18 protein-coding genes and 4 pseudogenes are annotated in these 22,267 nt (G+C 62.1%); 12 read left to right on the plus strand and 10 right to left on the minus strand.

The features are described from left to right. Nucleotides 1-342: 342 nt before the first annotated feature. Together F8A10_RS21260 and F8A10_RS17915 are read left to right on the plus strand one after the other, a co-directional pair. Nucleotides 343-492, plus strand: a complete 150-nt coding sequence (locus F8A10_RS21260; protein ID WP_158004469.1) for a hypothetical protein — start codon at nt 343-345, stop codon at nt 490-492. Nucleotides 493-921: 429 nt separating this feature from the next. Continuing rightward, nucleotides 922-1,676: pseudogene (locus F8A10_RS17915) on the plus strand (phage portal protein); the annotation flags it as partial. Nucleotides 1,677-1,723: 47 nt separating this feature from the next. Here the strand turns inward: F8A10_RS17915 and F8A10_RS17920 are convergent. From F8A10_RS17920 to F8A10_RS21585, 4 genes and pseudogenes are all read right to left on the minus strand, one after another. Then, nucleotides 1,724-2,293, minus strand: a pseudogene (locus F8A10_RS17920) (IS110 family transposase); the annotation flags it as partial. A 201-nt stretch (nt 2,294-2,494) separates the two neighbouring features. Next, a complete protein-coding gene (locus F8A10_RS17925; protein ID WP_227493485.1) occupies nt 2,495-3,211 on the minus strand; it encodes a lytic transglycosylase domain-containing protein in 717 nt (238 codons plus the stop codon). 175 nt (nt 3,212-3,386) lie between these two features. Further along, nucleotides 3,387-3,554 (minus strand): annotated as a pseudogene (locus F8A10_RS17930) (DUF736 family protein); the annotation flags it as partial. A gap of 377 nt (nt 3,555-3,931) precedes the next feature. After that, nucleotides 3,932-4,129 (minus strand): recombinase family protein, encoded by a 198-nt coding sequence (locus F8A10_RS21585; protein ID WP_227493486.1) that lies wholly within the window; start codon nt 4,127-4,129, stop codon nt 3,932-3,934. Between the two features lie 196 nt (nt 4,130-4,325). Here F8A10_RS21585 and F8A10_RS21780 point away from each other — a divergent pair, with 196 nt between their 5' ends. Beyond that, nucleotides 4,326-4,454: a hypothetical protein gene (locus F8A10_RS21780; RefSeq protein WP_264675564.1), complete on the plus strand. Its 129-nt coding sequence runs from the start codon at nt 4,326-4,328 to the stop codon at nt 4,452-4,454. 335 nt (nt 4,455-4,789) lie between these two features. On the opposite strand, the gene F8A10_RS17940 is transcribed toward F8A10_RS21780, so the two are convergent. Both F8A10_RS17940 and F8A10_RS17945 read right to left on the minus strand, forming a co-directional pair. Then, nucleotides 4,790-6,799 carry a Hint domain-containing protein gene (locus tag F8A10_RS17940; protein WP_152368065.1) on the minus strand — a complete coding sequence of 670 codons (2,010 nt, stop codon included), beginning with the start codon at nt 6,797-6,799 and terminating at the stop codon, nt 4,790-4,792. A 472-nt stretch (nt 6,800-7,271) separates the two neighbouring features. After that, nucleotides 7,272-8,186 carry a LysR family transcriptional regulator gene (locus tag F8A10_RS17945; protein ID WP_010394514.1) on the minus strand — a complete coding sequence of 305 codons (915 nt, stop codon included), beginning with the start codon at nt 8,184-8,186 and terminating at the stop codon, nt 7,272-7,274. 177 nt (nt 8,187-8,363) lie between these two features. Between F8A10_RS17945 and F8A10_RS17950 the strand changes: the two genes are divergently transcribed. Then, on the plus strand, nt 8,364-9,188 hold the full coding sequence (locus F8A10_RS17950) for an aldo/keto reductase (RefSeq protein ID WP_010394512.1): 825 nt from the start codon (nt 8,364-8,366) through the stop codon (nt 9,186-9,188). 10 nt (nt 9,189-9,198) lie between these two features. Beyond that, complete coding sequence (locus F8A10_RS17955) at nt 9,199-10,377, plus strand: MFS transporter (protein ID WP_010394510.1); 1,179 nt, start codon at nt 9,199-9,201, stop codon at nt 10,375-10,377. A 145-nt stretch (nt 10,378-10,522) separates the two neighbouring features. On the opposite strand, the pseudogene F8A10_RS21965 reads toward F8A10_RS17955, so the two are convergent. Continuing rightward, nucleotides 10,523-10,798 (minus strand): annotated as a pseudogene (locus tag F8A10_RS21965) (Hint domain-containing protein); the annotation flags it as partial. 489 nt (nt 10,799-11,287) lie between these two features. On the opposite strand from F8A10_RS21965, the gene F8A10_RS17965 reads away from it, so the two are divergent. The 4 genes from F8A10_RS17965 to F8A10_RS17980 are packed head-to-tail and all read left to right on the plus strand — an operon-like array spanning nt 11,288 to nt 14,664. Continuing rightward, nucleotides 11,288-12,109, plus strand: a complete 822-nt coding sequence (locus tag F8A10_RS17965; protein ID WP_010398965.1) for a MetQ/NlpA family ABC transporter substrate-binding protein — start codon at nt 11,288-11,290, stop codon at nt 12,107-12,109. An 11-nt stretch (nt 12,110-12,120) separates the two neighbouring features. After that, nucleotides 12,121-12,921: a MetQ/NlpA family ABC transporter substrate-binding protein gene (locus F8A10_RS17970; RefSeq protein ID WP_085503104.1), complete on the plus strand. Its 801-nt coding sequence runs from the start codon at nt 12,121-12,123 to the stop codon at nt 12,919-12,921. After that, nucleotides 12,921-14,030 carry a methionine ABC transporter ATP-binding protein gene (locus F8A10_RS17975; RefSeq protein WP_083825853.1) on the plus strand — a complete coding sequence of 370 codons (1,110 nt, stop codon included), beginning with the start codon at nt 12,921-12,923 and terminating at the stop codon, nt 14,028-14,030. Before F8A10_RS17970 ends, F8A10_RS17975 begins: the two co-directional genes overlap by 1 nt. After that, on the plus strand, nt 14,008-14,664 hold the full coding sequence (locus F8A10_RS17980) for a methionine ABC transporter permease (protein ID WP_010398958.1): 657 nt from the start codon (nt 14,008-14,010) through the stop codon (nt 14,662-14,664). The genes F8A10_RS17975 and F8A10_RS17980 overlap by 23 nt, the downstream gene beginning before the upstream one ends. A 60-nt stretch (nt 14,665-14,724) precedes the next feature. Here F8A10_RS17980 and F8A10_RS17985 read toward each other — a convergent pair whose 3' ends face one another. From F8A10_RS17985 to F8A10_RS17995, 3 genes are read right to left on the minus strand one after another with little or no spacing between them, the layout of a single operon-like run. Next, on the minus strand, nt 14,725-16,104 hold the full coding sequence (locus F8A10_RS17985; RefSeq protein WP_010398957.1) for an LLM class flavin-dependent oxidoreductase: 1,380 nt from the start codon (nt 16,102-16,104) through the stop codon (nt 14,725-14,727). After that, on the minus strand, nt 16,105-17,307 hold the full coding sequence (locus tag F8A10_RS17990) for an SfnB family sulfur acquisition oxidoreductase (RefSeq protein WP_152368067.1): 1,203 nt from the start codon (nt 17,305-17,307) through the stop codon (nt 16,105-16,107). A gap of 1 nt (nt 17,308) precedes the next feature. After that, nucleotides 17,309-18,544: an SfnB family sulfur acquisition oxidoreductase gene (locus F8A10_RS17995; protein ID WP_152368068.1), complete on the minus strand. Its 1,236-nt coding sequence runs from the start codon at nt 18,542-18,544 to the stop codon at nt 17,309-17,311. Between the two features lie 559 nt (nt 18,545-19,103). Between F8A10_RS17995 and F8A10_RS18000 the strand changes: the two genes are divergently transcribed. The 3 genes from F8A10_RS18000 to ssuD are packed head-to-tail and all read left to right on the plus strand — an operon-like array spanning nt 19,104 to nt 22,264. Continuing rightward, nucleotides 19,104-19,661, plus strand: a complete 558-nt coding sequence (locus F8A10_RS18000; RefSeq protein ID WP_152368069.1) for an NAD(P)H-dependent oxidoreductase — start codon at nt 19,104-19,106, stop codon at nt 19,659-19,661. A gap of 21 nt (nt 19,662-19,682) precedes the next feature. Next, a complete protein-coding gene (locus F8A10_RS18005; RefSeq protein ID WP_152368070.1) occupies nt 19,683-21,140 on the plus strand; it encodes an LLM class flavin-dependent oxidoreductase in 1,458 nt (485 codons plus the stop codon). Then, entirely contained in the window at nt 21,137-22,264 is a 1,128-nt protein-coding gene (ssuD, locus tag F8A10_RS18010) for an FMNH2-dependent alkanesulfonate monooxygenase (protein WP_010398947.1), read from the plus strand. The genes F8A10_RS18005 and ssuD overlap by 4 nt, the downstream gene beginning before the upstream one ends. The last annotated feature ends 3 nt before the right edge of the window (nt 22,265-22,267 follow it).

The following is a 22,267-nucleotide window of genomic DNA, read 5'->3' on the forward strand; positions in this document are numbered from 1 at the left end:
ATTGACCCTGCGAAGAAAGCGTCTTTCAGGAGCGGGGGACAGAAAGAGGGCATAGCGGGAACGATGCGCTTTACTGTAAACCAGAAATCCGGTGCCTGGCATGAGCCATGTAGCGATGAACCGGGCGTTCCAGCAGCGAGGTTTGAAGCCATCGGCCAAGCTGGTTCTGCTGGCGTTGGCTGACCGTGGCGCAGGTGCGGGGTGCGGGGTGTGAGAGTATGACACATGCTGCGCTTTGCGGCCCTGACCGGATCGAGTTTGTTGGCCTGTCGGCAAGCGGGCCGCGCTTGCCGTGATGCGCTGATCCCACTCGGAGCGCCTACTGCCTGTCCGGCTCGGTTCATGGTCCTGCTGATTGAGGATGATGGCGGCCAGACGGTGCTTTGGGACGGTGCCAGCTATATCCAAGCGATCCTTGAGGCGGAACGTTGCGCGGGTGACTGGCGGGTGCCGGTTCTTGTCCGGGGGGTGGTCTGGGCTTTGGGCCTTTAGCGGGGACCGGCGGGGGGGGGGCCGGGCGCTACATTTGCGGGAAGTAGGCTTTCTCATTTCAGGTCAATGAGATGGAGAGGGCAGATGACGGGAAGGCAGAAAAACATGCTGGCGAAACAGGCAAAAAACGATCAACCACCACTGGATCGGTAGCGCATAGATTCAGTTTTGAAGCTGAACCGGCCGTTATGGGGTATGCGAGCCATCGCAGCATGCCTGGACGTTTCAGTCGATACTGCCCGCCGTTGGGCCGCAGATCCGGACAGTGGCATGCCCGTGCGCAGGCCCATGGGCCGGTGGTTTGCTGAAAGGGGCCAGTTGCTGGCATGGCGGCGTGGTCGCTGATGCATAAGTTTGCGACACATTTCTGCACTTTGCATGGTTTTGCCAGCTTCCGTCACCGCCGTTGCCGGTCGCATAAACTGGTCCATGAGCATCTGGACCACCCTGCGCAAGACCTTCGCGCCCGATAGGAAATCGCTGGCATCGCCTGACGCGGCGCTGGTTGAGGTATTCGGCGCGGAGGCGACCACGACCGGGATCGTCGTCAGCACCTCGGCTGCGCTGCGCGTTCCTGCGGTTGCCAATGCGATCCAGCTGATTTCGGAAGCCGTTGCCTCGCTCGACGTGACGGTGAAGCGGATCGAGGGCCAGACCGAAATCGACGTGCCTGAGCATCCGGTGCTGGCGCTGCTGCGTGATGAAGCAAACGACTGGATGACCGGCTTTGAGCTGATCCGCCAGATCGTCCGCGATGCCCCGATGAGCGATGCTGGCGGGCTGGCATGGGTCAACCGGGTCAATGGCGAGGTGCGGGAGATCATCCGCTATCGCCCGAGCTTCCTGCAATTCGACCTCGACCTTGAGACCGGCGAACGCCGCTATCGGCTCAACAATCGCCCGATCCCGGCCCGCGATGTGATCCACCTTCTGCCGCCGCTTGAGCGCTGCCCGCTGTCGCTGGCGCGAGAGGCCATCGGGATCGCGGTTGCTCTGGATCGTCACGCGGCCAAACTGTTCACGCGCGGTGCCCGTCCCTCGGGGGCGCTGAAGATCCCGAAAGGTATGGGCAGGAAGCGGTGAAGGCGGCGCGGGATGCGTGGCGCACGGCGCATGAGGGCGAGGATCATGGCCGCACGGCGATTCTTTTCGACGGGATGGATTTCACCCCGTTCACCTTCAACTCGACGGACGCGCAGTTTCTGGAAAACCGCAAGTTCCAGATTCAGGAGATCGCCCGCACCGTCAGCATGGCGTCCGTCAACTCGGCAATGAACGGATCATCCGCCGCGGCCTCGCGCACCGCCTGGTCGAACTTGCTGCGCGAGATGCCGCCGAGCTTGATCCCAAAACTCTTGAGCGAATGGCGGACGGCGTTCTCCAGGTCGAGAAACCTGCGTTTCAGGTTGCGCCGGTGCGTCAGAAGCAGGCGCATCCGGTAGCAACTCTCCGTTTTCACATGCGCGGCCCGGAACCCGCCGGTGCGCATGATATGGGCAATGCCGAGGGCGTCCTTCTCGTCGGTCTTGTTGCGCTGCGCCGACATCGCCGTACGTACATGCTGCGTCTCCAGGCAGGTCGCTGGCAGGCCGAGCTTCAGCAACTCCGGATGCAGCCAGGGTGACAACGATCCCGCCTCAAGACCGACGCGCCTGAGCCGTGCGACGAAGGGTTTCAGCACCGCAAACAGCGCCTCCGGCTCGGTCGCGACCTTGACCGTCAGATGCACTTCGCCATGATTATCGACAACGCATACCGCCGTCTCCTCGGTCGCGACATCCAGCCCACAAAAGAATTCCATCGTCCGCCTCCTGCGTGGTTTCGGGGACGATACTTTAGCGCCACTCACCACCACTGCGCCCGCAGATGGGGCGCCTGGCAAATTACGGGCGGCCGTTCGCCCTTTCTGACCTTTCCGCCCTTCCAACTGGAAATGCAGCCAGGCGCGACCCTGCCTGACTGTACACCGGAACCAGCGCGAACAGACGCGGGAGCGCCATCGTCACGGCGCTCTTCCGTCGTCGGCCCGCGTGATGAGCATGCCGCCGTAACGCGGCTCCGCATCGAGGCGCTCGCGCACCGGAACGGTCGGACGAGCGTCGCCTGATGTGCCGATGGTCTGCACCGGATCGGCGCTTCGCCTGTCGCTCGGACGCATGACGAAGAGCGGCGCATCGCGCCAGTCGGGCGGCGGTGGTGGTGGCGCGGATGTTTCGGGTGTGACCGCGCTGCCCGGAACCGGCGCAAGCGCGGTGACATAGGCGCGCGTCTCGGCGGGCAAGGCGCGGCCGGTCGTGCGATGTTCGTCGTAGCGGCCGGGACCGGCATTGCAGGCCGCGAGCATTGCAGCGACATTGCCGTAACGGTCCCACATCTCGTGCAGATAAGCCACGCCCTCCATGATGTTGTCGCGCGGATCGTAGGGATCGCGGCCAAGGCCATGACGAACGCGCAGGCCCACCCAGGTATCGGGCTTGACCTGCATCAATCCCATCGCTCCGGCCGACGGGATTGTGCGCACGCCACCCGCGCTCTCGGCGCGCAGCACGGCGCGAATCCAGCGTTCGGGAGCGCCGAAACGCTGGGAGGCTTCGGTGATGAAGCCGGCATAGGGATCGACGGAATTCACGCCCGCCACTGGTGCGGTCTGCGCCGATACGGCGACCGGACAGGCTGTGATCACGAGTACGCCAGCCAGCAGGAGACCGGCATATTGCACAATCTCCCTGTCTCTGCTCGCCCTCCAGCGTGCTCGCTGCGGTCAAGGGCAAGGCGCGACGTCGGCCAGAGGCTTCGCTGCGCGCGCCGGAGCGGGACGACGGGATGAGACGGCCTTTCTGCGAACAACGGGATGAGAGTTTTGAACGCGGGGATGACGCGATAGCGCATGGCTTTCAGTCCCGCCCGCCACGCGGAGCGGCTCCAATGCAGCGACCAGGCCGTCTTGTGTTGCCGTCCCGGAAAAAGTTGACGCGGATCGGCTGCGGCAAGGCGGGATCCTCGATCACCAGCGAAGTGTAGTCGCCGGCCTTTTCGCCGACATCCTTCCAGCCCGCGCCGACCTCCGGGCCATCTTCGACCCCGTGAAGGACGCGATAGGCGGGTGGCCTTGAGGCCGTCGATGCGGTCTTTCAGCGCCGGGTCGTCCAGATCGGCAATGCCCGCCTCGATAGCGCCATAGAGTCGCTTGAGGCGCAGTTCCGTTCTGTGGCGCGCTTGCTCAACTCGGCGATATGCTCGCGGCGGCGCCCTGCATGTTCCTACCTGCGGTTGAGTACAGCGGCAAGAACGGTTTCCAGCCGCTCAGGCTGAAATAGCTGTTTCTCAAGGTGATTGACGACAAGATCGTCCAGCTTTCCATCGGCACGGCCATGCCCTCGCAGGCGGTCGGACCCCGCCGCGCCTTCATCAAGCAGGCATAATAGCGATAGCGCCCGCCTTAGCCGGTGCGGATAGTCATGGCCTCGCCGCATTTGGCGCAATGGATCAGGCCGGTCAGCATGGTTGGGCCACTGATGACGCGGGCGGGTATGACCTTGGGATTGCGGGCTTTGAGCAGCTTCTGAACCGCCTCGAAGGTTTTGCGGTCGATGATCGGCGGGACGGGAACGGTAACAATCACGCTGACTGGCTTCAATTCCTTGGCCTTGGGGCAGGACCTGTGGCAATGGCATAAGGACAGGCCAGAGAATTTCCGGCTTCATGCTGTTGCCTGCGAACGAATGGTTTAACTTGAATTCCTGCTCTCCAATCTTCAGCAGCCATGTCGCCGGAATGTCGGCGTGGACCGGGACGGGATCGTGGCTGCGGTGCATAGTCAGATGGCAAGAGCTATGTACCCACTGATCCGCGACTCCAGTGCCGAGGCATGGCGCGATGCCGAGGCAAAGGTCGCCCGGATGGCTGCGAGCGAGGGGGCTGGCGGGCATGACCATCGCCGGGTTGTGGCGCATGGCCAGTAGCGGTTGCTGGATCTGCAACAGCGGGGATCTGCGACAGCGGGGCGAGGTGCTTTTACACCACGCCCGGCAAGTTCAGAGCAGGCGGTGCCGCAACCACCTGGCTGGTTGGCTCTGCCGAAGAGGTTGCCAATTCGCCGCGGGAATAAGCCAGGCAGGGGATAACCAGGTTCATCCTGTCCGACACGCCCTATCTGCAACAGACCGGGTATCAGGGCCGCATCCTGCTGCCGCTGTTGCGTGGCGAAACCGTGCCTGCCTGATTGCTAAAGCGTTGATCGCGTGCCGTCCAAATGGGCCAGGGCGGATGCCGTGACCCATTTGGCGTGCGGCTACGGTCAACACATCATCGGGCGATGGTTTTGCAGATGGCGGTTTGCAAGCTTGCGCGCGCGGCGGCCCGAAGGCAGGGGGCGGGCTGGGGCTGGTTCAAACCCTTGCTCACCCAGTTGCGGGAAAAGCGTAAAGATCTCGTCCCTAGCCGCCTTGCCGACCGCTTGCAGGGCCTGTGCACCTGTATAAAGCGACTCGGTCAGCGCACCGTTCGAGATCACGACCTCATGCCGGTCAAAGAGCATGTGGAAATATTCAACCTCGGTCAGGTCGGTAGCGATGTCGATACCGTCAAGCAGCAGCAATTGCCTGGCGGCGACCAGCACTTCTGTGGCGCCGAACATCTTTTGTGCGATGCGCGAGCGGACCAGCACCCGATGCTGCGGCGAAAGCACAAGGTCCGAGGACGGCGTCCCGTTCCCCAGCGCCCCGGCCCGGATGCGGATGGGGCGCAGCTTGGGGTTGGCCGCCAGTGCGCGGGCATCCAGCTTGATCGAGCCGATCCAGCGGATGGGCTGCATGCCGTTATCGGCAGTCCGGATAAGGTTGCCGGGCCGCAGATCCTCGATGCAGCATTGGCCGTGATCGGTTTCGATCAACGTGCTGCCAGCAAAGCAGGGTACGCCGGTGTTGTCGAAGGTCAGGTCTTCGGGTGCAACGGGGCTGCCGTTGTTTTCAAGTCTGACGTTCAGATAGGGCAGGCCGTTCTGGCCGTCCAGCATGTTCAGCGTGCCGTCATCGGCCTGATCGGCCCGCATCCATTGCAACGGGTTTTTATAATTCGTGCCGTGCAGTTTATTGTAGAGATCGAGATTGTAGTAAGAATAGCCCGCTTGGTGCAAGGCGATGAAGTCGTTGTTCGATTGGTCGCCGTCATGGATGTCCTGACCAGTGCCAGTATTAAAATCCGTGATCAGGACGTAGTCATTAGCAGGATCCAGGCCATTATACACGTAAAAATGGTCGAAACCTTCGCCGCCAGTTAAGGTGCTGTTTCCTCCGTGAAAAGAAAGAGTATCATTTCCCTCACCACCGTCCAGATAGTGGTCTCCGTACTGCGCAAATAGAAAATCGTTTCCGGCCCCGCCATAAACGGTGTCCTGACCGTACTCGGCGGTTATGATATCGTCGCCATCTCCACCTTCCATCCAGTCATTGCCGTATCCTCCGTAAAACAGATCGTTTCCTGGTCCGCCATACAGGGTATCGTTCCCGTCGCCGCCATATATGGTGTCATCGCCCTCGCCGCCATATACAAGGTCGTCGCCTGCTCCGGCATAAACAGTATCGTTTCCCAACCCTGCGTAAACGGTATCGTTGCCTGCCCCGGCCTCGATGTAATCGTCGTCTGATCCGGATTCACCAAAGCGACCAGTATTGTCCCCTCCGTCGATCACATCTCCATCGGGGTCGCCGGTGTAATTTGCGTCAATTAAATCGTCGCCATCCGTGCCTTGGACCTTGCCGTCCAGCGTTCCTTCCAACTTGCTTGCCGTAAGGTTATCCGGCGCGTCCGGAGAGCCTGTGGCACCGGAACCCGGCGCAAGATCGGTAGCCTCCCTGATTGATATACCCGTCGCGGTATAGCCAATAATCTGCCAATCACCCGGCGTGAGTTCGGCCCAGATGGCGAACATGGTAAAATTGCCGACGATCAGTGTAGATGAGCTGCCGTTTTCGCCGCCCTGCCAATCCAGCTCGGATTTATATCCAAGCATGATTTTGACTTCGCCATAGTCAACCCCGCCGTGAACGACCTTGGCTGTCTGCACCTGATCAAGACCGATTTCCTGACCTTGCGAGTTTTCGTACTTCTGATCCGGGCTTGAGCCGGGCGGATTATTCCCTCCGGTCGCCATATCATCCAGAGTTTGGTTGTAGTCGGAAAAGGTGATCCGGGTGGTGTCCAGCGAGGGGTCGTAGGTCTGGGACAGGACGAAATCACTGTCCGGATGTTCGGTGGTCGGCCCGCCGGAAATATTTTGCGAAGAGGTCAGCGTGAGCGTGTAAGGCATGGCGGCAGGGAACCTTCTGATCGATTGGTGCAAGTTCAGACAGAGGTAGTTTCAGGACTCAGCTGACAGGATGATCGTCAGTGCGGGCTACATAATTTCATGTGACCGCGGTATTTAATTACTCATTCTGGCGGAGGCCGGGTGAACAAGAAGCCGGCATATATATCTAATGTCCGAACGGCCTTCAAATCACATATATGTCAACCCATGGCGGGGCATATTTCCAAGTCGAAGAAATTTTAAGCAACCAATTGTAACTTATCAACATAATTTCTTTCTCTCGGCTGCGACTTCGCAATTCAGGGGTATCTTGACGCTGCGTCATTTTCTGACTTTCCAAGCGGCGTCAAGTATTTTTCCGCCAGCAGTGGGGTGCAAATTGGCTGGGGGTGTTCGCATCCCGGGCCGCTGCATGAGGGCGCGGTTTTAAGCGGGCCTGGTGCCTTGCACAGCCACCGGCACAGCGGCGGCTTCAATTCGCTGCCTTGATTTCCAGAAATGACCGCAACCTTGGTGTCATGAAGTCAAGAAAGGCCCGGACCCGGTGCGGCATCCGTTCACTGCCAAGAAACAGCGCGTGCACATCCTCGGTATCGCCTTCGACGGCCTCTGACAGCACTTCGACAAGCGCGCCGGAACGCAGGTCTTCGCGCACGTGAAACTCGCCCATATGTGCAAGCCCCATACCGGCAAGCGCCATCCGCCGCACTGTTTCGCCGTTATTGGCAAGCAAAGGCCCGCTGACACCACGGTCGAGGATTCGCCCGCTGTCGCGCAACGGCCAGACCGGGGTCGAGCGGCGAAAGTTGAAGCCCAGACAGGAATGATGGGCCAGGTCGTAGATTGTACCGGGCGTGCCGTGGCGGCGCAGATAGTCGGGCGAAGCGACGATTTTGCGCGGTGCGGTGCCAAGTTTGCGCGCCGTCAGGCTGGAATTCGCCAGCGTCCCTACGCGAAAGGCCACATCGGTGCGGTCCATGTACAGATCCACGATCTCATCGGACAGCGACAGGTCCACGACAATATCGGGAAATTCTTGCCAAAAGGCGGGAAGCAAAGGCTCGACCGCGACCATGCCAAAGCCGACCGACGCGGTGACCCGTATTGTGCCGGAAATGCGCGCCATGCCATGGGAAAGGTCTTGCTCGACGGCATCAAGTTCGGCCAGCAGGGATTGGCTGCGCTCATAATAGATGCGGCCTTCGTCGGTCACGGACAGTCTGCGGGTCGAGCGTTCGAGCAACCTTACCCCCAGTCGCGCCTCAATCCGGGCGACCAGCTTTGACACGGTCGAGGGCGTCATCAGCATCTGCCGTGCCGCCTCGGAAAAGCTGCCAGTATCGACGACGCGCAGAAAGACCTGCATCTCGCCCACGCGGTTGTCCATCCGGTCCCCATTGATGAAATCACTTCACAGATAATGTGCCAAGCTGGCGGATTATCAAGCACCGCCTTTGCATCTATCTGCAGGTTCATCAAACAGAACCATCCAGCCGCCCCGCCGTGCGAAGGTCGGCGTCTGACAGGCACTCGGTTGCCAGACAGCATGAACAGGAGAAGAACGATGCAATATGTGAAAGCCCATGGCGCCGAGATTCCAGCGCTTGGCTTTGGGGTGTTCCGCATGTCGGACACCGAGGTTGAGGCCGTGATCCCCGCCGCGCTTGAAGCTGGCTTCCGTCATTTCGACACTGCCCAGATCTACCAGAACGAGGCCGCGCTTGGCCGGGCGCTGGTCAGTGCCGGTGCAAAACGCGACGAACTGTTTCTGACCACCAAGGTCTGGGTCGATAATTACAGCGCCGATCGCTTTGCCGCTTCGGTTGATGAAAGCCTGGACAAGCTGGGCGTTGATCAGGTCGATTTGCTGCTGGCACATTGGCCGGGCAATACGGTCCCGGTGGCCCAGCAGATTGAATGGCTGAATGAGGTGCAGGCTGCTGGCAAAACCCGGTTCATCGGCGTCAGCAATTATAACCGCAGCCAGTTGCGTGAGGCGATCTCGGTCAGCGAGGCACCGGTTGTGACGAACCAGATTGAGATTCACCCATATCTCGATCAGTCGGCTATGCTGGGCCTTGCCGCTGAGACCGGTACCGCCCTGACGGGTTATTTCGGCATGGCCGACGGCGCGGTTCCGGGTGATGAGCTGATCTCGCAGATCGGTGCGAAACATGGCAAAACCGCTGCACAAGTCGGCCTGCGCTGGCAGATCCAGCAGGGGATCATCGTTCTGTCGAAAACCGCCAAACCTGCCCGGGTGGCCGAGAATTTCGACATCTTCGACTTTACCCTCAGCGATGACGAAATAAAGGCGATTGGCGGTCTTGCCCGTGCCGATGGCCGTCTGGTCAGCCCCGAAGGTCTTGCCCCTGACTGGGCTGCATAAGGAAACCGCCATGACAACGCAGAAATTCAACTGGCCGCTGCTGGCGCTGGCAGTGGGTGCTTTTGGGATCGGGGTGACCGAATTCTCGCCCATGGGGATGTTGCCGGTAATTGCCGAAGGGGTCGGGGTCTCGATTCCTTCGGCGGGGCTTCTGGTCAGCGCCTATGCCATCGGGGTGATGGTTGGCGCGCCGGTGATGACCTTGCTTTTCAGTCGCTTTGGCAAGCGGACGGCATTGATGGCCCTGATGGGGATTTTCACCCTGGGCAATATCCTGTCTGCCTTGTCGCCGGATTACTGGACCCTGCTGATCTCACGCGTGGTGACCAGCCTTAACCACGGCGCATTCTTTGGACTGGGCGCGGTGGTGGCGGCCAGCGTCGTTGCCCCTGAAAAACGGGCAAGCGCGGTTGCGTCCATGTTCATGGGCCTGACCATTGCCAATATCGGCGGCGTGCCGGTGGCGACCTGGATCGGGCAACAGATCGGCTGGCGCGCGGCCTTTGCCGGTACCGCTGTTTTGGGGCTGCTGACCATTGCGGCGCTGTGGATGGCCCTGCCCAAAGGCGCACCCGGCGTGCGGCCTGAACTGCGGCGCGAGTTGCGTGTGCTGGCCCGGCCCGAGGTGGTCATCGCGATGCTGACCACGGTGATGGGCGCAAGCGCGATGTTTGCCCTTTACACCTATGTCGCGCCGATCCTGACGAAAGTGACCGGAGTGTCGGACGGTTTCGTCACGCTGGCGCTGGTGCTGATCGGGCTGGGCTTTACCATCGGCAACTGGTTGGGCGGCAAAGTTGCCGACTGGTCGCTTGACGGTGCGACGGCGATCTTTCTTGCCGCGCTGGCGGGGATCATGCTGATTTCGCCCTTGCTTATCAGCACCCCTGTCGGTGCGGCGGTCACCTTGCTGATCTGGGGTGCGGCGGCCTTCGCGATCGTGCCTCCGGTTCAGATGCGGGTCATGCAAGCCGCCCATGATGCGCCGGGCCTTGCCTCGTCGATCAATATCGGGGCCTTCAACCTTGGCAATGCGATTGGCGCGGCGCTTGGTGGTGCGGTGATCAGCGCGGGGCTGGGCTATGCCGCCGTTCCCGTTGCAGGTGGTCTGACCGCTGCGGCCGGGTTGGTGCTGGTCTGGCTGGGTCGTCAGCGTAGCGCCGCCAATGCGGTGACCTGCGAAGCCTGACAGACGAAAGACAGCTGAAAAGCAGGGTCACGGTTGTTGCCGTGACCCTGTTCGCGTTTCTTACCGTTGCAATCAGCACATCACAGGACAGTGGTGCTGAATATGGCGGTTGGCCAGCTTGTGCGCCCGGGGGCTGAGGCGAGACCATCAGGTCCGGACCTGGTGTGCCATTCGCCAAAGCCCCGGCGCGGATGCGGAGGGGGTGCAGTTTGGGGCTGGCGGCCAACTCGGCCGGGCCAAGCTTGACCAAGCCGACCCAGTGAAGGGGTTGCAAACCGTTGTCGGCGGTCCGGGCCATACCCTCTCCTGGCTGCCAGCACATTCGATGAACGTGCCGCAGGTAAAGCAGACAATACTCGTTTCGAATATCCCGGTATAGAAACCTATCGGGGCGACGGGGTTTGTCTGTCGTGGGCTGCATACCGATAATCTCGACCCGTGATATCTGAGTGATATCCCTTCAGTCATGCGGGGGTGGTGCCCAGGGGCCAAAGAACAGGTTATCTGCATGAGCCTGCCGTCCTGCTGGGATGCGCTCGGATTGCCATTTTCATCGTGAACCGTGATGGCAAAGCGGGCGACCACAAAGGTATTATCCGGATGCCGTGTTGTCGGCGGCCATCAGGATCAGGACCAACGGCGTGCCTGGCAGATTGGTGCATATTGGTCAGATAGCCCGTGGAATGCACCTGGGGCTCAGGCCATGAGGTTGGCGTATCATTCCAGCCGCTGCATTTAGCACGCAAGCATTGACGTTCCCCTGTCGGGCGCAGCCAGAGAATAGTTCTCTCTTTCCTGCACGGGCTTTGGAATGGCCAGGAACCTCGACGCAGCGTAGCAAATGACGATGAACTAAATCGTCATTTGGCGGCCAAACCGGTCGCCGGCATACGGCAAGATCGAGGCAAGAATGAAGAACAAGACGGCAATCCCCGCGCTGGCGGCGGTGCTTGCACTGGTCGCCACATCTGCTTTTGGCGCTGTCAAGATCGGTGTGACTCCCGGGGCGCTGGCGGATTCGATCGAGGTCGCCGCCCGCGAGGCCAGGGAAAAGGGCCTTGAGGTCGAGGTGGTCGAATTCAGTGACTGGACCACCCCGAATCTCGCACTGGCAAATGGCGATCTGGACGCCAATTACTTTCAGCATCAGGCCTTTCTCGACAATGCGGTGAAAGAGACTGGTTATGAGCTAAAGTCCGTGGCTCTGGGGATCTTGCCGAATATCGGGCTTTACTCGGAAAAGCATGTCTCGCTTGAGGCGCTGCCGGACGGGGCGCGGGTGGCGGTTGCCAACGACCCGGTCAATCAGGGCCGGGGGCTGGTGCTGTTGCAGGCTGCCGGGCTGATCGCATTGCGGCCCGATGTCGGCTGGAAAGCGACGCTTGACGATATCACCGCCAACCCCCGCAACCTGCAATTCGTCGAGATCGAGGGGCCGCAGCTGGTCCGCGCCGTCTCGGACGTTGATCTGGCACAGGGCTACCCGGCCCATTACGTCAATGCCGGGCGCGACGATTTCGCTGGCAGGGCGCTGCTTTACTCCGGGCTTGACGACATCCATTTCGCCATCCGCTTCGTCACCCGGGTGGATAACGCTGACGATCCCGAAATCGCGGAATTCATCAGGATCTATCAAAGCTCGCAGGCGGTACGCGACCGGATCGACGCCTCGAATGCCCATAACCCCGCACTCTATTCGCTGCCCTGGCTTAGCCAGACGGCAGCCAACTGACGGAGACAGCCATGAAACTTGTCACTTTTGCATTTGCCGCCGCGCTGTCGCTGGTCGGCCTGTCCGCCTCGGCCGAGGCGCTTAAGATCGGTGTCGTTCCCGGTGCCTATGGTGATGCCGTGAACGTCGCCGCCGAGGAAGCCAAAGAAAAGGGCCTTGAGGTCGAAGTGGTCGAGTTCAGCGACTGGACCACGCCGAATGTCGCGCTGGCGGCGGGGGATATCGACCTGAACTTTTTTCAGCACCGTCCTTTCCTGGAAAATGCCGAGAAAGAGCGCGGCTATGATTTTGAGGTAGTGGGCCAGGGCATTCTGGCAAACCTTGGGCTATATTCGCTCAAGCATAAAAGCTTTGACGAAATCCCCGAAGGTGGCAGCGTCGCTATCGCCAATGATCCGGTGAACCAGGGGCGCGGCCTGCTGCTGCTGGAAAAGGCCGGCTTGATCAAGCTGAAAGAGGACGTGGGTTTCCTTGGCACGCTTGACGATATTGTCGAGAACCCGCGCAATCTGAAATTCACCGAGGTCGAGGGGCCGCAGCTGGTCCGTATCACCGGCGATGTCGATCTGGCGCAGGGCTATCCGCATTTCATCGTCGCCTCGGGCGCTTTTGACCCGACTTCGGGGCTGATCTATTCGGGCATCGAGGACAAACAGTTCTCGGTTTCCTTTGTGTCGCGCAGCGACAACAAGGATGACCCGCGCATCAAGCAGTTCATCGAACTGTTCCAGCAGTCGCAGGCGGTCAAGGATCAGGTCCATGCCTCGTTCGCCAGCAGTGACAAGCTTTACATCCTTGCGTGGCAAAGCTGATGACGGGTGCGGCAGCAACCCTTGCGCGCAGCGCGGTGACGGAAATTCCCGCCGCCGCTGCGGCCATTCGCAAGGCAGGCACGGTACGGTTCGAGGGGCTGGGTAAGACCTACCGGTCATCGGCCGGAGAGGTGCAGGCGCTCAGCAGCATCGACCTTGACATCCGGGCGGGTGAGATCTTTGGCATCATCGGCCGCTCGGGCGCGGGCAAGTCCAGCCTGCTGCGCACCATCAACCGGCTTGAGCGTCCGACAACCGGCCGGGTTCTGGTCGATGGCGAGGATATCGCCCTGCTCGATGAGGCGGGACTGGTCGCCCTGCGCCGCCGCGTCGGCATGATTTTTCAGCATTTCAACCTGCTGTCCGCCAAGACGGTTTATGAAAACGTCGCACTGCCCTTGCGGGTCGCGGGCGTGGCACGGGACGAGATCACACGCCGCGTTGATCAGGCGCTGGATCTGGTCGGTCTTGCCGGCAAGGGTGGAACCTACCCGTCGCGCCTGTCGGGTGGGCAAAAACAGCGCGTCGGTATCGCCCGCGCGCTGGTCAGCCGTCCCGAGATCCTGCTGTGCGACGAGGCGACCTCGGCGCTGGACCCAGAAACAACGGTTTCGATCCTGCGGCTTTTGCGGGATATCAACCAGCGGCTGGGACTGACCATCGTCCTTATCACCCATGAGATGAGCGTGATCCGTGAAATCTGCGACCGGGTGGTGGTGCTGGAGCGCGGAGAGATCGCCGAACAGGGCGAGGTGTGGCAGGTCTTTGGCGCGCCCCGCCATCCGGCCACGCAGGCGCTGCTGCAACCTTTGCAGCACGGCCTGCCCGAGGATCTGGCCGACCGGTTGCATGAGACCCGGCGCGGTCCCGAGGATCAGGCGGTGGTCGAGCTGACCTTTGCAGGATCAGCCGTGCCGGATCTGGCGCAGCTGACTGAACTGGCCGGAGGCAGGGGGCTGCGGCTTTTATCTTCGCAAATCGACCGCATTCAGGGTCGCGCCATCGGCAAGCTGCTGCTCGCGCTGGGGCCGGGGGGCGATGCAGAGTTTCCGGCGCATCTCGCCGACAGGACAAGGATCATCGGATATGTTGACGACACAGATGGTTGACCGCCTGCAACAGGCGCTTTGGGATACGGTGCTGATGGTCTCGGTCTCGGCCGGGATCGCTGTGCTTGCGGGGATACCTCTGGCAGTGTTTCTGGTGACCTCGGGGTCTGACGGGATCTTTCCGGCACCGAGGCTGAACCGCATTATCGGCACTGTGGTGAACGGATTCCGAGCCGTGCCTTTCATCGTGCTGCTGGTGGCGCTGATCCCCTTTACGCGGCTGGTCGCGGGCACGACGATCGGTGTCTGGGCGGCGATCGTGCCGCTGTCGGTGTCAGCGACCCCCTTTTTCGCGCGGATTGCCGAGGTCTCCTTGCGCGAGGTTGATCCGGGGCTGGTTGAGGCCGCACAGTCCATCGGCTGCCGGCGTTGGGACATCGTACGCCATGTGCTGCTGCCCGAGGCACTGCCGGGAATTGCCGGCGGGTTCACCATTACCGTTGTTTCAATGATCGGCGCCTCGGCCATGGCGGGCGCTGTCGGCGCGGGTGGTCTGGGTGATGTGGCGATTCGCTATGGTTATCAGCGGTTTGACACCACTGTCATGCTGGTGGTGATCGCGATCCTGATCCTGCTGGTTTCGGCTGTGCAGTTTTCGGGGGATCATGCAGTCAGGCGGCTGAAGGCGCGCTGAAATGAATGTGGGGGCTGACTGCCCCCACACCCCCGTGGATATTTTGACACGAAAGAAGGACTATTGCGCCGCCACCGCCGGGCCGGGGCGGAAGTTTGCAACTGTGTGGCGGTCGGGCAGGCGGTCGCCCTGGCCGAAGATCTTGTGGCGCAGCGTGCCCGGTGCGTATTCAGTCTTGAAGCTGTCGCGGGTTTGCAGTTCCGGCACGATCAGATCGGCGAAGTCTTCGTAAGTTTCGGGCGTGGCGAGGCGGGTGAGGTTGAAGCCGTCAATGTCGCCCTCGCGCACCCAGGATTCGAGTTCGTCCGCCACCTCGGTCGGCGTTCCGACAGCAAGGGGGTAGCGCCCGCCGAGCGCGAGCTGGTTGAGCAGATCGCGTTTGGTCCAGCCTCGGCTTTCGGCCAGTTTTGTTGCCGACTGGATCGAGTTTGTCGGCCCGTAAGGGATCGGGTCGTCCAGATCATAGCGCGAGAAGTCGATGCCTGTCGAAGCGGCGAAATGGGCAAGACCGGCCTCGGGGCTGGAATGGGCCCGATACTCAGCCAGCTTTTCCAATGCTGCCGCCGCGCTGCGGTCGGTGATGACGTTGATGCCGATGATGATCTTGACATCCTCGGGGCGGCGCCCGGCAGCGGCGACGGCGGCGCGGATGCTTTGCGCGGCCTTGCGAGCCAGCTGTTTTTCCGGGGCCGAGATGAAGACGCATTCCGCGTGTCGTGCCGCAAAAAGCTGGCCGCGGCCCGAGGTTCCGGCCTGAAAGAGCACCGGTGTTCTTTGCGGCGAAGGTTCCGAGAGGTGCCAGCCCTCGACATCGTAGAAACGTCCGTGGTGGACGACCTTGCGCACTTTGGCCGGGTCGGCATAGACGCGCGCCGCACGGTCCCGGATCACGGCATCGTCGTCCCAGGACCATTCCCAGAGCTTGTAGAGCACCTCGAGATATTCGTCGGCCTGATCATAGCGCAGGTCGTGATTGGTCTGCCCGTTCTGGCCCACTGCGCGTGCGGCGCTGTCGAGGTAGCCGGTGACGATGTTCCAGCCGATCCGCCCTTGTGTCAGGTGGTCAAGCGTCGAGATGCGGCGGGCAAAGGTATATGGGGCCTCTTGGTTGACATTGACCGTGACGCCGAAGCCCAGGTTCTGCGTCACGGCCGCCATGGCCGAGATCAGCAGGATCGGGTCATTGACCGGCAGTTGCACGGATTCGCGCAAGGTCACATCTATCCCACCACCATAGACGTCATAGGTGCCGATGATATCGGCCAGAAACAGCCCGTCGAACAAGCCGCGCTCAAGCGTTCGGGCGAGGTCGGTCCAGTAGTCGAGCCGGGTATAATCTGCCGAGCGGTCGTGGGGATGGGTCCATTGGCCGTGGTTGATATGGCCCACGCAGTTCATGTTGAAGGCATTGACGATAATATGCTTGCCAAGGCGGGCCATTCAGATCGCTCCGTGTCGCGGCGGGTTGATACCGTTCAGGCTGTGATTGCCGACGGCGTGGTATTTCCAGCGCACCGGATCATGCAGCGTATGGGTACGCACGTTGCGCCAGTGGCGGTCGAGGTTGTCCTCGGTCAGCGTGGCAGAGGTGCCGGTCAGTTCGAACAGTTTCGACGTGGCGAGAAGGCCAGCTGTGGTTGTCAGCGCCCGGGCGGCGGCGACGGACAGCGAGGCTTGCGCAACGGTGAACTCGGTCGGATCGGCGATGGCCTCATCGACAGCGCGGCCGGCGCGGTCGACCAGCGCTTCGGCAGCGCGCAGTCGGACCGAGACCTCACCCACACCTGCGACCAGCAGCGGATCATCGGCGGCGCGCTGGACTTTGGCGTCGATCCAGGGCCGCGCGCGGTCGCGGATAAAGGGCAGGGTGGCCGCAAAGGCGCCTTTGCCGATGCCAAGGTCGATCGCCGCATGCAAAAGCTGCGCGAGCGGGCCGATGGGCGTTGGGCGTTCAAAGCTTGCCTGAAACGGAATGACCCATTCGGGACGCACCTCGACACGGTCGAAGGCGACCGAGCCCGATCCGGTGCCCCGCTGTCCAAACCCGTCCCAGTCATCGGTGATGCTGACGCCGGGCGCGTCGCGCGGGATAAAGACGAGCTGCTGACGCTCATCCTCGTCGACGACCAGCGTCGGGATCCAATGGGCATAGATCGCACCGGTGCAGTAGAACTTGCGCCCCTCGACCAGCAGGCGGCCGTTATCGTGAAAAAGCCGGGTGCGGCGTTTGAAGTCACGCGCGCCGATCTCTGCCAGCGCATTGCCAAAGCGGTGCCCGCTGAGCGCCAGCCTGTCGAAATAGGCGCGCTGCTCTGGGCTGCCACCGCTGCGCAGGACCTCAAGCGCATAGAAATGGTTCTGCGGGATCTGCGCCAGCGAGCCGTCGGCGGCACCGATGATGGCGATGACGCGCGCCAGTGTCACCGCGGATACACCTGCACCGCCGTGTTCGGCCGGTATGGTGATGCCCCACAGGCCCGAGGCCGAAAACGCCTCGAGCTCATCCCAGGGCAGGACGCGGTTGCGGTCGCGGTCCGAGGCGCCGGGTGCAAAACCAGCGGCAAGGCGGTGGGCGGCCTCGATCGCTTCGGCGTCGTCGGTGATCACATGCACGTCGCGGGGCGGAGGAGCGGTTCTAATCATCTCAGTTCCATTGATGGCGGGCAGGCAGTGCACCGTTCAGGTGCCAGTTGCCCAGCAGGTGATATTTCCAGCGCACCGGGTCGTGCAGCGTATGAACGCGGGCATTGCGCCAGATGCGGCCAAGGTTCGGCGCGGCACGGGTCGCGGCCGATCCGGCAAGCTCGAAAAGCTTTTCGGCGGCGTTAAGCGCGATTTCGGTCGTCAGGATCTTGGCTTCGGCCACCGCGACCGAGGCGCGGGCGCTGGCCTCGGCGGTCACCTCGTTGGCGGCGATTTCGTCAAGCAGGCGCGCGGCGTCATGCAAAACCGCGCGTGCAGCCCACAGGTCGATCTGCAACCGCCCGACATCGCCAATGATATAGGGGTCGTCCTGGGCACGCTCGACCCCGGAATCGACCCAGGGGCGGGATTTCTCGCGCACAAAGCGGATTGCCTCGTCCAGGGCTCCGATGGCGATGCCGCTGTCGATTGCCGCCTGGATCAGCTGCGAGACCGGCCCGGCCAGACCCGGCGTCTCGGCCCGCTGCCAGACGGGAATGATCTGATCCTCGCTGATCGGCACATCTTCAAAGATCACGCTGCCCGAGGCGGTGGAGCGCTGGCCAAAGCTTGACCAGTCGTCAATCACACGCACGCCCGGCGCGTCATGGGGAACCCAGATCTGCACGGGGCGGCCCTGTTCGTCATTGGCCCGGGTGGGGATCCAATGGGCAAAAATCGCCCCGGTCGAATAATAGCGGTGTCCGTTCAGGCGCAGCCCCTGCGGGCCACGGCTAAGGCCGGTGGTGTTATGGGTGACCACAGCGCGGCTTTTCTCGGGTCCGGCATTGCCGATGCGGGCGCCGGCAAGCACGTCGGCGAACCAGCGCGCCTTTTGCTCGGGGCTGCCGGCCTCGGTCAACAGCTGGATGACGCCGAAATGGTTCTGCGGGATCTGGCCCACCGAACTGTCAGCCGCGCACAGAATCTCGAACACCTCGGCCAGGGTCAGATAATCCAGTCCCGGCCCGCCATAGGCGCGCGGGACGGTCAGGCTGCCAAGGCCCGAGGCCGTAAAGGCCGCGATTTCGTCAAAGGGCAGGATACGCTGGGCGTCCCGCTCGGCCGCCTTGGGGGCCCAGTCGGCGGCAAGACGGTGCGCAGCCTCCAGCGCCTGTTCGCGGGTCTCGATCCATGCGGGCACGACGGGGACGGGGCTTGCCGCCCCGGGTCGTGCTTGCGGAGGTTGGATGGTCATGGCGGATATCCTGTCCTTGCAGTCTGGCAGGCCCGCGGTTCCGGCATCAGACAACCGCCCCCGTCCTGCCGATTGTGGCGCGGGGGTGACCGGCGTTCTGGCGCTTGGGGTGGGCAGGCCAAATTCACGACTAAGGTTAACGTGATTTCTGGCCGCCGCCATTCCAAAGATCCGGGCCGCAAGAGAACAAGTTTCCCCAGAGAGGCCGCGCGAGAAAATCCATCTGCCCCTGAGAGGGTCGTTAAGGCCGCTATATCGGTTGTTCCGGGGCAGAGATCCGACCTTTTGGGGGTGGCGGCGGCCCAGACCCTGATGCGTTGCAGCACTGAAAAACGGGTGCCGGGACTTGTGGAATAAGCAGGGAAAACGGGGCGATAGCGGGAGATCGCGGGAGGTTTTGGCTGTAAGTCATCCGGGACGACAGAGATAGTCTTTTCTCTGATCTGGGGTGAAGACGGTGATTTTCACCTATTGGGCGGCCCGGCTTTGGAATGGCCGGGCGTGGACCCACCCCCTATGTCTATCACTAGCAATCGAGTCGTCTTTTCGTGGAGAACTCATGTCCGGACCCCGTTTCGCCGCCTTTGCCGGCTCGTGGAGCCAACCCTCGAAAACCCGCATCCTGATCGAAGAGGCGGCCAGCCGCGCCATTGCGCGTTTCGGTGGTAGTGCGCATGTTTTCGACATTTCAGACCTTGGACCGGATTTCGGATCACTGCGCCAGCCGCAGGATGGCCCCCATCAGCACCATATCGACGAATTTCTGGCCGCTGACGCGCTGATCGTCGCAAGCCCGGTCTACAAGGGCAGCTATACCGGCCTTTTCAAACATTTCATTGACCTGATTGATCCCGCTGCGCTGGCCGGCAAGCCGGTGCTGCTGGCGGCGACCGGCGGCGGCGACCGCCATGCCCTGGTGATCGAGCATCAGCTGCGCCCGGTTTTCGGCTTTTTTGAGGCCCATACGCTGGCGACGGGGCTTTATGCCTCTTCGTCGGATTTTGGCAGCGACGGGCTGACCTCAGAGGCGGCCATTGCCCGTCTTGATCGTGCGGTCAGCCAGTTTACCCCGCATCTGCCCCGCTTTCAAAGCGCGCCCCTGCGCGCTGTCGGTTAATCCCTGTCCGAGTGGTCCGTCATGAGCAATGCCAAGAAAAAACGTATCATCCTCAATGCCTTTGACATGACCTGCGTCAGCCATCAGGCGGCGGGGACATGGCGGCATCCTTCCAGCCAGGCGTTGCGCTATAACGATCTGGAATACTGGACCAATCTGGCCATCGAGCTTGAGCGCGGCCATTTCGACGCGCTCTTTATTGCCGATGTCGTGGGTGTCTATGACGTCTATCGCGGCTCGGCCGAAGCGGCGTTGCATGACGCGGCACAGGTGCCGGTAAACGATCCCTTTGGTGCGATTTCGGCCATGGCGGCGGTGACCAGGAACCTTGGCTTTGGCATCACCGCGGCGGTGACGTTCGAGCATCCCTATCTGCTGGCGCGCCGTCTTTCGACGCTGGACCACCTGACCAAGGGGCGCGTGGCATGGAACGTGGTTTCCTCGTATCTCGACAGTGCGGCGCGCAATATCGGACTGGACCGGCAGATTGCCCATGACGCCCGCTATGATCTGGCCGAGGAATATATGGAGGTCACCTACAAGCTGTGGGAAGGCAGCTGGGAAGACGGGGCTGTCCTGCGCGACAAGGAAACCGGCGTTTTCACGGACGCAAGCAAGGTTCATCCGATCCGGCATGAGGGCGAATATTTCAAGGTGCCTGGCTTTCACCTGTCAGAACCTTCGCCGCAGCGTACCCCTGTCATCTTTCAGGCAGGTGCAAGCTCGCGCGGGCGGCAGTTCGCGGCGCGCCATGCCGAGGCGATGTTCGTGCTGGCAACCTCGCCCGAGACGGCGCGCAGGCTGACCGATGCGATCCGCGCCGAGGTGGCAGAAGCAGGGCGTGAGCCGGACGCGCTGAAGATCTTTACGCTTCTGACCGTCATCACCGGCCCGACCGACGAGGCGGCGCAGCGCAAGTATGAGGAATATCTCAGCTATGCCAGTGCCGACGGTATGCTGGCGCTTTACGGTGGCTGGACCGGGCTCGATTTTTCGTCCCTTGACCCTGATACCCCGCTGACGGCGGTCGAAAACGACAGTCTGCGCACGACGCTGGAATCTCTCGCCGCAGATGGCGAGGCCTGGACGGTGCGCGATGTGGTCCACCGCCGCGCGATTGGCGGGCTGGGGCCGGTGCTGGTCGGGGGTCCGCAGACCATCGCGGATGAGCTTGAAAAATGGGTCGATGAAGGTGGCGTGGACGGGTTCAACCTTGCTTATGCGGTAACCCCGGCCTCGACCACCGATTTCATTGACTTCGTGGTGCCGGAACTGCGCAAGCGTGGCCGGGTACAGACCCGATATGCGCCGGGCACGCTGCGTGAAAAGCTGCTTGGCGATCAGGATGGCCGGGTGCGTGACAGCCACCCCGCCGCGCATTGGCGCCAGTATTACATCGGCCGTGAAAGCGTCGCCGATGCCAGCCGGCCCACCGCATTTGATGGAAAAGAGCTGCATCGCACGGAGGCTGCGGAATGACGACCCCCGAGATTTTCTGGTTCCTGCCGACCTCGGGCGACACGCGCTATCTTGGCACTTCGGATTTCGGTCGCCCGCCGACCAGCGCCTATCTGCGCGATATCGGCACCACCGTTGACAGGCTGGGCTATGACGGCATGCTGATCCCGACCGGGGCAAGCTGTCTTGACCCCTGGGTTGTCGCGGCGGCGCTTGCGCCGGTGACGCAGCGGGTCAAACTGCTGGTCGCATTGCGTACCTCGATCAGCGGTCCGACCGTCGCGGCGCGGCAGGCGGCTGCTTTGGACGAGGCGCTGGGGGGACGGCTGCTTTTGAACGTCGTGCCGGGCGGTGACCCGCGTGAGCTTGCGGCTGACGGCGCCTTTTTCAGCCATGACGGCCGGTATGAGAACGCGGATGAGTTCCTGACCGTCTGGAAACGGCTGATGGAGGGCGAGACGGTCGATTTCCATGGCCGCCATGTCCGGGTCGAGGGCGCCAGGAACTTTCATCCCGGCCCGCAAAAGCCCTGGCCTCCGCTATATTTCGGCGGCTCGTCCGAGGCCGCGCATGAGCTTGCCGGCAAGCATGTCGATGCCTATCTGACTTGGGGCGAACCCCCGGCGGCGGTCGCGGAAAAGATCGCCGATGTGCGGGCGCGGGCGGCAAAGCATGGCCGCAAGGTTCGCTTTGGCATCCGTCTGCACGCCATCGTGCGCGAGACCGAGGCCGAGGCATGGGCCGCAGCCGATCGCCTGATCAGTCGTCTGACAGATGAGGACATCGCCCGGGCACAGGCGAACTATGCGAAAATGGATTCAGTCGGGCAGCGTCGCATGGCGGCGTTGCACGGGGGTCGCCGCGACAAGCTGGAGATTGCGCCAAATCTCTGGGCCGGGGTCGGACTGGTGCGTGGTGGTGCAGGCACGGCTCTGGTCGGCGACCCCGGCACCGTGGCAGCACGGATGCAGGAATATCAGGATCTGGGCATCGAGACCTTTGTCATGTCCGGCTATCCCCATCTGGAAGAGGCGATCCGCTTTGCCGAACTGGTCTTTCCCCTGCTTGGCAAGGATGCCGTGACTTTGCAGCGCAGCAGCCAGACCGGCGGTGCGTTTGACATTCGCGCCCGTGCCGCTTCGTGACGA

The organism is Paracoccus kondratievae, assembly GCF_009301415.1.
In the GTDB taxonomy this organism is placed as follows: Bacteria; Pseudomonadota; Alphaproteobacteria; order Rhodobacterales; family Rhodobacteraceae; genus Paracoccus; species Paracoccus kondratievae.